This is a genomic window from Hyella patelloides LEGE 07179 (assembly GCF_900659865.1).
In the GTDB taxonomy this organism is placed as follows: domain Bacteria; phylum Cyanobacteriota; class Cyanobacteriia; order Cyanobacteriales; family Xenococcaceae; genus Hyella; species Hyella patelloides.
In genome coordinates, this window is sequence record NZ_LR214249.1 from 1 (window position 1) to 2,329 (window position 2,329).

The 2,329-nt window shown below is 35.6% G+C and carries 2 protein-coding genes and 1 pseudogene; all 3 read left to right on the forward strand.

Annotation, left to right across the window (positions count from 1 at the left end):
* Positions 1-207: 207 nt before the first annotated feature.
* Complete coding sequence (locus H1P_RS32785; RefSeq protein ID WP_144875601.1) at positions 208-471, forward strand: hypothetical protein; 264 nt, start codon at positions 208-210, stop codon at positions 469-471.
* A 56-nt stretch (positions 472-527) separates the two neighbouring features.
* A pseudogene (locus H1P_RS32790) lies at positions 528-1,918 on the forward strand (transposase).
* Positions 1,919-2,213: 295 nt separating this feature from the next.
* Positions 2,214-2,329 (forward strand): DUF4277 domain-containing protein (locus H1P_RS32795; RefSeq protein ID WP_144875603.1); only part of this gene is annotated, 116 nt, incomplete at its 3' end.

Sequence of the window (2,329 nt, forward strand, 5' to 3'; positions counted from 1 at the left end):
GTCGGCATTTCGTACAGCTATGTCTTATCGTTTTGTCCAGTGGCTCAATCATAATTTAGACGTTTTTACTGCTTACAAAGCTAGTTTAGGGTTCATTTGGGCTTAGTTTTTGTTTAAGTCCCGTTAACACCTTTAACTCTTAATGCTCGAAAAACTCCGATTCGTTCCAAAAAACCCAAATTAGTCGTTCAAGAAATCTCTGGTTGGTTGCTGGCTCATTGGGCAATACGTTCTTTGATTTTTCGGGCTTCGACTACTACAGAGCGATCTTCTTTACAATTCAGTTTTACCAGTACTTTACGAATTCTGCGCCGAGCTATCTCAGGGTTTCAACAAGCTTTGCCTTCTTCACTGCCTTGCTTTTTCTACTGGTTAATTTCGGAAGTTGCCGAACAAATCATTCCCAATCGCCAAGGTCGAACAAATCCGAGGGTTGTTAACTGGACTTTCGGAATTCGAGCAACAAAATAGGATAGAATGATTGAAATATCTTGCTTTTACTTGAATTAAAACTGCGATCGCTTTCCCTGAAAGAAATAACCCTTGAAGCCTTACCCCCATGTTTTGAGAAATGGTGTGTAAAGTTTGATGATTTATGGCAAACGAAAGGTCAGAAAAAAGGATTTCGTTGTTATTTAGCGGGATTATTAGGGGAAAGTAAACGGAAAAATATTTCCCAAATTACTGACAATATAATTGGTTCTTCATAGAGTAATATTCACCATTTTATTAGTGAATCAAAATGGTCAGTAGAAAAAATAAATGAGCGTCGTTTAGAAATCATAAATAAACGTAATCAGACAAGAATCAGAAATGGTTTCGCTCTGATAATAGATGATTCGGGACACAGGAAAAGTGGAAATTTCACTTCAGGAGTAGGAAGATAATATATTGGGGAAATTGGCAAAACTGACAACGGAATTGTTATAGTTACTACCCATCGTCTTGGTGCGCGACGCAACGCTAGTCCTTTAGGGCGTTCCTTGGGCGAGGAAACCTCGCCAGGGTCGCACCGCTATATGATGGAGTAAGAAGTCTTCCTTTAGATGTAGAATTGTATCAACACGCTGATTTCTTACCAAAGGGAAAAGAGGAGCAAAATTTTATCAAAAAGCCAGATATAGCTTTAAAATTAATCAATAAAACTCTACAGAGAAAATATCGTCCAGGAATTGTTTTAATCGATGGAGGTTATGGCAATAATTCTACTTTTTTAAATGAACTAGAAAAGCTAAACCTGAAGTATATTGGGGGTTTAGCGAAAAATAGACTGGCTACTGTTATTAATCAACAAACAGGAAAAAAAGATTCACCAAAAAGATTAGATGAAATAATTCTATCTTTATCTAAAGAAGATTTTAAAGCCGTTACCTTAGAACTTGATAAACCTAAAACTGTTTGGGTAGCTATCATTCAAGCTGAAACTAATGGTCTTGAAGGTAGGAGAAATATAGCGATCGTCATGAATGCCAACTCTGTATCTGAAGCTACTGAAATAGATTATTTAATTACTAATTCTCAAGGTGATAAAGTAACAGAAGAATGGATAGTAAAAACATTTTCAGATAGAAACTACATTGAAAAGTTTTATAGAGAAGCTAAGGGTTGGTTAGGCTTAAAAGAGTATCAAATGAGAAAAAAAGAAAGTTTAATTCGTCACTTTATTTTGGTATTTAATGCTTATACTTTTATGAGGACACGCATTCTGAGGTCTCCTCAGAATCGCGAGATGTCCGTTATTTATCAACAATTAATGGGCGGACTAAGAAAACGTTATGCCCATAAACCTTTAACCACTTTTTCCGATACTTTAGAGGCATTTTTAACAGGTATTTCTTATCGTTTCTTTGGCTGGTTGCAACAAAATAGAGAAATCTTTGCTGCCCATAAAGCAGAACGTGGATTTGTTTGGGGCTAAAAACAGGTTAAAAGCTTTCTCTATTTAGAGTACAGTCTTTATCGATCACTTTTTTCCGAAAGTCCAGCTAACAGTTTATTTCTCATTACGCACGTCTAAATGTAATACACAAAATTACAAGTATTATAGCGATCGCTATATCTCAGCGAGAGAGGTTCACTCGTTCCTCGTGGTCACGAAGTGGCTGCTTTGCAGATCGGCAAAGTCGAGACTGTCTAAGTATTTTAAAGAGTGTCCAGGAAGATAAAATAAGAGAAAATGATTCTAATAAAAATCAGGTAAAAACTTTGTTTTAATGAGTCAATTAGTGAATATTGAAGTTCAAACAATTAATCATTTAGGAATAATAGCTGGAATAATAGATGAAATAGGAATAGTAGAAATCATAAATGAACAGTTAGGTATTAAACC